Source organism: Kitasatospora sp. NPDC036755, assembly GCF_040636595.1.
Lineage (GTDB): Bacteria > Actinomycetota > Actinomycetes > Streptomycetales > Streptomycetaceae > Kitasatospora.
On sequence record NZ_JBEZUT010000382.1, the window covers coordinates 1 to 7,627 of the forward strand.

The window sequence follows — 7,627 nt, forward strand, 5'->3', positions numbered from 1 at the left end:
GGGGAAGTGCAGCTCCTCGACCACCCCGTTGAACGGGATGGGCAGCTCCACCGCCGCCTTGGCGGTCTCCACCTCGCAGACGACCTGCCCGTCGGCGGGGCGCGTCGTCCGTGCCACGGTGCGCGTTCTCCGGCCCACGGGGTGCGTCGTTCATGCCCCTACCCTCGCCCGGCGGCACCCACGGCGGCAATGACGGGACTCTGCAACATCCGGACACCGCCCACGGCCTACGCCTCCGGCCCGAGCGGCCCCGGGACCAAGGTCCGATGGACGCCCCACCGCCCCGGCGCAGCATGATGGCCCGCATGTTCGGCAAATGGATCGACTGCCGGGTGCGGCCCGGAGCACGTGAGGCGTTCGCCGCCGGCCAGCGGCACTGGTCGGCGCTCTCCGACCAGCCGGGCCTGGTGGGCCAGACCGGCGGCTGGCAGCCCGACGCGGACCGGGCCCTGCTGCTCGCCCTGTGGGCCGACGAACCCGCCTACGCCCGTTTCCTGCGCGAGCGCCACGACCGGATCGCCGACCTGGCCGACCAGCGCTCCTCCTCCCTGGAGATCGAGGTCTCCACCGGCCCGGTGGTGCTCACCATGCCGGGCGCGGTCCCCTCCCTGCCCGCGGCCCTCGGCCGGGCCACCGTCCTGCGCGCCGCCGACTGCCGCCTCCACCCCGGCCGCGCCGAGCACTTCCTCGACGTCCAGCGCGAGGTCTGGGCACCGGGCATGGCCGCCGCGGACGGCATGCTGGGCGGCACCGTCACCCGGCTCGCCGCCGACCGCTGCCTCGTCACCACCCTGTGGACCACCGCCGCCGCCCACCACGCCTACACCACCGACCGCCTCCCCGCCCTGCTCGCCCGCGCCGCCGTCGCCACCGACGTCCGCGCGCTGACGGGCCACCTGCTCCCCCTCGAACCCTCCTGGCGCGTCCTCGGGGCGCCGGGTCCGGTCCTCTGAGCAGGCCGGCGGGTCCGGCAGTCCGAGGACACGGACGGGCCCCCGGGGCCGGGCGAGGTGCGCCGGTCCGGGGGCCTGGTACGGCCGGATCGAGAGGGTCGGGCTCAGATGGGCCAGTGGGTGATGCTCTGCCACGTGCCGCAGTCCGTGGGCGAGGTGGTGCCGCCCTTGCAGACGGCGATGCTGCCGGTGGTGGTGTACTTGTAGTACTGGCGGGCGTTGACGGCCACGCTGCCCGCGCCGCAGATCTCCGCCTGCTTGGTGGTGGGGCCCGGGGTGAAGTCGAAGGTGTACCTGGTCCACACCGCGTAGCAGCCGGCGCCCGTGTTGGTGAGGGTCCCGGTGAGCACCAGGTCGGTGCCGAAGCCGCCGGAGCTGGTCTCGGTCCAGCGGGTCCCGGAGGCCGAGGCCGCGGTGCCGTAGGAGGCGGACCAGGCCACCGTGGTGGCGGCCGTCGTGGGGGCGGCGGCGGAGGCCGCCTCGGCCGGTGCCGCGACGGCGGTGGCGGTGGCCGGAACGGCGGCGAACAGGGCGGCGGTGGCCGCCGCGGCGGTCCATCGGGCGGTACGCATCAGATCGATTCCTTGTCCATGGGGGAACAGGTCCGGCGTGGTGCGGATGCCGTGGTACTGGCGGTGCCGATAGTGCTGCCGGATCGCGGACGAGCGCGGCGATGACGACCGCACGTACCGCGAACCGGCGTCCAATTCTTACCGACGTCGAACAACGTACACGCCCGGCGGAGGATTCGAGCGGGAATTCCACCGAGCTGCCGGACGGACCGGCAGCCGACGGGGCTCCGGGAGTATTTCGCCGAGGCGTTTCATCAGTATCTTTCGTTCCAGCCGAAAAACGATCGGCCGTCACGCGCCGGAACGAATCGGGAGGGTCAGCCCCCGATGGGCCAGTGGGTGATGCTCTTCCACTCACCGCAGTCCGACGGGTAGGTGGTACCGGCCTTGCAGATGGCGATGCTGCCGGTGGTGGTCAGCGAGTAGGACTGGCGGGCGTTGACGGCCACCGTGCCCGCGCCGCAGACCTCGGCCTGCTTCTTGGTGGGGCCCGCACTGAAGTCGTTGGTGAACTGGGTCCACACCGCGTAGCAGCCGGTGCCCGTGGTGGTGAGCGTGCCGGTGAGCACCAGGTCGGCGCCGAAGCCCGACGGCTTCTGCTCGGCCCAGCGGGTCCCGGAGGCCGAGGCCTCGGTGCCGTAGGCGGCGTCCCAGGCCACCGTGGTGGCGGTGATCGTCGGGGCGACGGCGGACGCCCCTTCGGCCGGTGCCGCGAGGGCGGTGGCCGGAGCGGCGGCGAACAGGGCGGCGGTGGCCGCCGCGACGGTCCATCGAGCGATGCGCATCAGATCGATTCCTCGTCCATCGGAAACAGGTCCGGCGTGGTGCGGATGCCGTGGTACTGACGGTGCCGGTAGTGCTGACGGATCGCGGACGAGCGCGGCACGGCGACCGCGCATGCCACGAACCGGCGTCCAAGTCTTACGGACGTCGAACAACGTACACGCCCGGCGAAGGATTCGAGCGGGAATTCCACCGAGCTGCCGGACGGACGGGCGTCCGACGGAGCTTCAGGAATATCCGGTACGCCGTTTCATCAGCGTCTTTTGCCCCAGTCGAAAACAGCTGCCACCCATGAACTGGCAATGGAACGGCAAAACGCTCCCTAAGTCCGGTTCCCGGCCTGTTCGACGGTTCTGATCACCGGTGCCGTCACCGAGCCGATGCCCGTCTGCCCGGACGGGGCGGGCGGCCGGCCGGCGCGGGCGGGCGCGGCGGGCAGGCGCCGAGGGCAGGACAGGCGAGCACCGCGCCGGGGCCGGTGGGAGCGCCCCCACCGGCCCCGGCGGTGCGGTCAGTGGCCCAGCCGGTGCCGCATCCGGCCGCCCTGCGCGGCGGCCCGCTGTTCCGGCCCGGTGAGGTCCGAACTCCCGGCGGGACCGGGGCGCCCCGTGAGGTCCGACCGCCCGGTGAGGTCCGATCGCCCGGTGAGGTCCGATCGCCCGGTGAGGTCCGACCGCTCGGCGCGGGCGGCATGCGCTCCTCGCGAGGAGCGCCGGCCGCGCCCGGACAGCCGCATCAGCGCGAGGCCGAGACAGAAGATCAGGGCCAGCGCCACCCCGGCGAGGAAGATGCTCAGGCTGTTCAGCGCCACCAGGTTGTTGCCCAGGATCGTCACCTGGTAGTCGGGTCCGCCGGAGAGGTTGTCCGCGATCAGCAGTCCGACGAACGCGCCGGACGCCGCCATCAGCAGAAGTCCCAGCAGCAACATGGGGATTCCTTCCGTTTCGGTCTCGGCCCCCCTCGTCCGCTCGCGTCTACCCATCCCGGGCGGCCCGTAACGGCCGTCGGTGCGGCACGCCGGGCCGCCCGGGGCGGGTGCCGGGGTCAGATCCGGGTGGCCAGCGGCACGGAGATCCGCTTCATCCAGGTGCCGGTCGCGAAGTCGCGGGCCCTGATGGCGACGCGGTCGCGGTAGACGTCCACCTGGAGCCCCTGGTTGAAGTGCCCGGGGACGGTGACCTCGCCGCCCTGCCCGTTGTCGGCGAACCCGGTCTGCACGGCGCCGGTGTTGATCACCGAGAAGCCGTCCAGGTTGGCGGTGCCCGGCACGATGCGGCGCACGTACCAGTCGGAGAGGGTCAGGTCCCAGTGGGTGTGGCCACTGAAGAGGAACACGTCGCGGTACCGCCCGAGGAGACCGAGGAGCCGGTCGGGCTGGAGGTAGTCGCTCATGTAGATCTTGCTGCGGGTCCCGGAGACCGTGTTGGGCAGCGGGTGGTGGGTGATCACCATGACGGGCTTGCGGCGCCGCGCCCAGTACTGCAGGCGGTCCTCCAGCCACCGGAACTGCGCGTCGCTGATCCACACCTCGTCCCACAGGGAGTTGTCGTGGTACTTCATGTAGCGCTCGGTGCCGAGGGTCAGGACCGGGATGCCGCCGAAGGTGGTCTCCGCGTAGATCGAGGACCGCTTGGCGAACCGGTAGAAGCTGCGGAAGAGGGACTCCTCGGTGGTGCCGTTGGGCCAGGTGCTCTGGGCGAGCGTGTTCGGGTCGGACCACTTGGGGACGTAGAACTCGTGGTTGCCGATGGCCCAGGCCACCTCGCGGGGCTTCGGCCCCTGGTCCAGCACCTTCTGCACCTCGGCGTACTCGAAGTCGTAGCCGCGCGGCGTGATGTCCCCGGCGACGGCCAGGCCCGACCCCTGCGGGTTGGTGGCCCGGATGTCCCTGAGCGCCTGGGCGAAGTCGCCGAGGTCGCCCTGGATGTCGCTGATGACGTTGAAGCTCGTCACCAGCCCGCCGCCGTCGGAGTCCGCCGCGGCGGTCCCCTGCGCGAGTCCTCCGAGCGCCAGCGCTCCGGCGGTCGCGCCGAGCAGCGTCCTGCGTTCCATGGGTCTTTCCTTTCGACTGCCGCGCTGCGCCGGGGGTTGCCGCCGCGCGGTTCGGACCAGACCCGTTATCACTATGCGATCGAATGGGCGGTCAGGTGAACGGGCACTGTCGATCAGGGTCGGTCCGGAGGACGGCCGCGTGCCCGTCACCCTCCGTCCCACCCGGCCCGATCCGGTCGGGTTCGGTCCGGTCGCACGAGCGGGCCGCGGCGCGCTCCGACTCCCCGCGCCGCCGGGCCGGATTCTTCGTGTCATCCGCCAGTACGGCCGCGGACCCGCGCGGAGGAGACTTTCCACCGCGGCGGCCGCCGCCGACCGGCCGGGCCCACCGGCCCGGAAGGATCAAGCCGGCCGCACGCGCCAGGACGTACGGACGGAACGACGCATCGGAGGAGCGGCACATGGACGTGCGGCAGTACGACGGGATCGGCGAGGCGTTCGAGGGCTTCAAGGCCCTGCCGTTGGCGCGCTACGGGGAGGTGCCGAGCTTCCTCGGCCTGGTCGGGGACGTCCGCGGCCGGTCGGTCCTCGACCTGGCGTGCGGCACCGGCTTCTACAGCCGGGAGTTCAAGCGCCGCGGCGCCGCCGACGTCCTCGGCGTCGACCTCTCGGGCGAGATGGTCGCCGCCGCGCGGGCGAGCGAGCTGCGGGAGCCGCTGGGCGTGCGCTACGAGGTCGGCGATGTGGCCGAACTGCCGCCGCTGGACAGGCGGTTCGACATCGCCCTGGCGGTGCACTGCCTCAACTACGCCGAGGACGTCGCGGCGATGGAGCGGATGTGCCGCGCCGCCCGCCGCAGCCTGGTGCCCGGCGGGGAGTTCTTCCTCCTCGCCCAGAAGCCCGACTACCGGTTCGACTGCCCGTCCCTGGAGCGCTACGGGTTCCGCTGCGAGCCCCTCGGCGAGGAGATCGAGACGGGGCCGCGGGTGCGGGTCACGGCCCTGATCGACCCGGAGCCGATCAGCATCGTCGCCACGGCCCCGCGCCGGGAGGTGTTCGAGCACAGCCTGCGGGCGGCCGGGTTCACCGGGCTGGAGTGGGTGCCGCTGGAGGTGTCGGAGGCCGGCGTCCGCGCCTACGGCCGGGAGTTCTGGGCGGACTTCCTCGCCTTCCCCTCGCTGGAGATGCTGCGCTGCCGCGCCTGAGCCGCCGACCCGACCGACCGACCGACCGGCCGGTGGGTCTGCGGGGCCGGGGCGCCCGGGAGGACCGGCCGCCCCGGGCCCCACCCGCCGCCCGCGGCCGGTCCGGGTGGGTCCGCGACCCGGCGAATCCTGCTGGAAAGCGCTTTCCAAGCAGCCCCGGACTGGGTAGGCTCGACCACCGTGGCAGGACTCCCGCCACCCCTCCCACCCCGTGCCGCGCCGCGGTCCGGCCCCGCCCCGCGGAACCGGTCGGCCGCCGGCCGCGCCTGCCCCAGAAGCACTCCGCAGAAGCTCCCAAGCACTCCCCAGAAGCACTCCGAAAGCTGGCCCCTGATGCTCGACCACGACGAAACCGGGTACCTCCGGGACGGGGCGCCGCACCGCGTCGTCTCCGGTGCCCTGCACTACTTCCGCGTCCACCCCGACCTCTGGGAGGACCGCCTGCGACGGCTGCGCGCGATGGGCGCCAACACCGTCGACACCTACGTCCCCTGGAACTTCCACGAGCTGCCCTCCGGCGCCTTCGACTTCACCGGCTGGCGCGACGTCGCCCGGTTCAGCCGCATCGCCCAGGAGCAGGGCCTGGACGTCATCCTGCGGCCCGGCCCCTACATCTGCGCCGAGTGGGAGTTCGGCGGCCTGCCGGCCCGGCTGCTCGCCGACGACGCGCTGCGGCTGCGCTGCGCCGACCCGGCCTACCTCGCCGAGGTCGACGCCTGGTTCGACGCCGTCGTGCCGGAGATCCTGCCGCTGCTGGCCGGCCGGGGCGGCCCGGTGGTCGCGGTGCAGATCGAGAACGAGTATGGCAGCTTCGGCAACGACCGCGCCTACCTCCACCACCTGCGCGACGGCCTGCTCGCCCGCGGCGTCGACTGCCTGCTGTTCACCGCCGACGGCGCGGAGGACGCGATGCAGCAGGGCGGCGGCGTCCCCAGCCACCTGGCCACGGCGACGTTCGGCTCCCGGCCCGCCGAGCGGTTCGAGGTGCTGCGCCGCTACCAGCCCCAGGGCCCGCTGACGGCCATGGAGTTCTGGATCGGCTGGTTCGACCACTGGGGCGAGCCGCACCACGTGCGCGACCCCGCCGAGTCCGCGCGGGCGCTGGACGACCTGCTCGCGACCGGGGCCTCCGTCAACCTCTACATGGCCCACGGCGGCACCAACTTCGGCTTCTGGGCCGGCGCCAACCACACCGGGACCCGGCCGTTCGACACCGGCTACCAGCCGACCGTCACCAGCTACGACTACGACGCCCCGATCGGCGAGGCCGGCGAACTCACCGAGAAGTTCCACGCCTTCCGCGCCGTCATCGGCACGTACGTCCCCCTGCCGGAGGGCGAACTGCCCGCACCCGCCCCGCGGGTCTCCCCGCAACGCGTCCGGCGGCGGGCCGCCTGCGCCCGGCTGCTGGCGAACCTCGACGCCCTGTCCGAGCCGGTGCGCCGCGCCTCGCCCGAGCCGATGGAGAAGGTCGGCCAGTCCCTCGGCCTCATCCACTACCGCACCCGGATCTCCGGTCCGCGGCCCTCCATGCCGCTGCGCATCGACGGGATCGGCGACCGCGCCCACGTGTTCGCGGACGGCCGGCCGCTGGGCATGCTGCACCGCGACGCCCCGGCGGAGACGCTGCCGCTGGAGGTCGGGCCCGAGGGCGTCGTGCTCGACATCCTGGTCGAGGCGCTCGGCCGGGTGAACTACGGTCCGCTGCTGGACGACCGCAAGGGCATCGTCCGCGGGGTCTCCCACGGTCACCAGCGGCTGTTCGACTGGGAGATCCGCCCGCTGCCGCTCTCCGAGCTGGACGGGCTCCGCTACGAGGAGGCCGGCCCGGCGACCGGTGCGGACCCGGCCTTCCACCGCTTCGAGGCCTCGCTCGGCGAGCCCGCCGACGCCTTCGTCGCCCTGCCCGGCTGGGGCCGCGGGCTGCTCTGGCTCAACGGCTTCCTGCTCGGCCGCTACTCCGCGCAGGGCCCCCAGCGGACCCTCTACGCCCCGGCCCCGCTGTGGCGGGCGGGCGTCAACGAGCTGCCCTGGCGGTGGTGGCCCTGTTCCTGCTGCTCGCCCTCGGCGCCCCGCTGGTCTCCGCGCTGTACGGGAAGAACCCGGTCGAGCACTACGGCCA

8 protein-coding genes and 1 pseudogene are annotated in these 7,627 nt (G+C 73.2%); 3 read left to right on the plus strand and 6 right to left on the minus strand.

The annotated features are described in order from the left end of the window. A pseudogene (locus AB0E96_RS35690) lies at positions 1-93 on the minus strand (biotin/lipoyl-containing protein); the annotation flags it as partial. A 212-nt stretch (positions 94-305) separates the two neighbouring features. Between AB0E96_RS35690 and AB0E96_RS35695 the strand changes: the two are divergent. Continuing rightward, on the plus strand, positions 306-953 hold the full coding sequence (locus tag AB0E96_RS35695) for a DUF4937 domain-containing protein (RefSeq protein ID WP_359830065.1): 648 nt from the start codon (positions 306-308) through the stop codon (positions 951-953). A 104-nt stretch (positions 954-1,057) separates the two neighbouring features. On the opposite strand, the gene AB0E96_RS35700 is transcribed toward AB0E96_RS35695, so the two are convergent. From AB0E96_RS35700 to AB0E96_RS35720, 5 genes are all read right to left on the minus strand, one after another. Further along, the gene (locus tag AB0E96_RS35700) at positions 1,058-1,525 is read right to left on the minus strand and encodes a hypothetical protein (protein WP_359830066.1); all 468 of its coding nucleotides are present in this window, start codon (positions 1,523-1,525) and stop codon (positions 1,058-1,060) included. Positions 1,526-1,842: 317 nt separating this feature from the next. Beyond that, positions 1,843-2,310, minus strand: a complete 468-nt coding sequence (locus AB0E96_RS35705) for a hypothetical protein (protein ID WP_359830068.1) — start codon at positions 2,308-2,310, stop codon at positions 1,843-1,845. Next, complete coding sequence (locus AB0E96_RS35710) at positions 2,310-2,501, minus strand: hypothetical protein (RefSeq protein WP_359830070.1); 192 nt, start codon at positions 2,499-2,501, stop codon at positions 2,310-2,312. The genes AB0E96_RS35705 and AB0E96_RS35710 overlap by 1 nt, the downstream gene beginning before the upstream one ends. Before the next feature lie 318 nt (positions 2,502-2,819). After that, the gene (locus tag AB0E96_RS35715) at positions 2,820-3,236 is read right to left on the minus strand and encodes a hypothetical protein (protein ID WP_359830072.1); all 417 of its coding nucleotides are present in this window, start codon (positions 3,234-3,236) and stop codon (positions 2,820-2,822) included. Positions 3,237-3,352: 116 nt separating this feature from the next. Next, positions 3,353-4,360 (minus strand): DUF4073 domain-containing protein, encoded by a 1,008-nt coding sequence (locus AB0E96_RS35720; protein WP_359830074.1) that lies wholly within the window; start codon positions 4,358-4,360, stop codon positions 3,353-3,355. Between the two features lie 401 nt (positions 4,361-4,761). On the opposite strand from AB0E96_RS35720, the gene AB0E96_RS35725 reads away from it, so the two are divergent. Together AB0E96_RS35725 and AB0E96_RS35730 are read left to right on the plus strand one after the other, a co-directional pair. Further along, entirely contained in the window at positions 4,762-5,505 is a 744-nt protein-coding gene (locus AB0E96_RS35725; RefSeq protein WP_359830076.1) for a class I SAM-dependent methyltransferase, read from the plus strand. 333 nt (positions 5,506-5,838) lie between these two features. Next, positions 5,839-7,627 (plus strand): beta-galactosidase family protein (locus AB0E96_RS35730; RefSeq protein WP_359830078.1); only part of this gene is annotated, 1,789 nt, incomplete at its 3' end.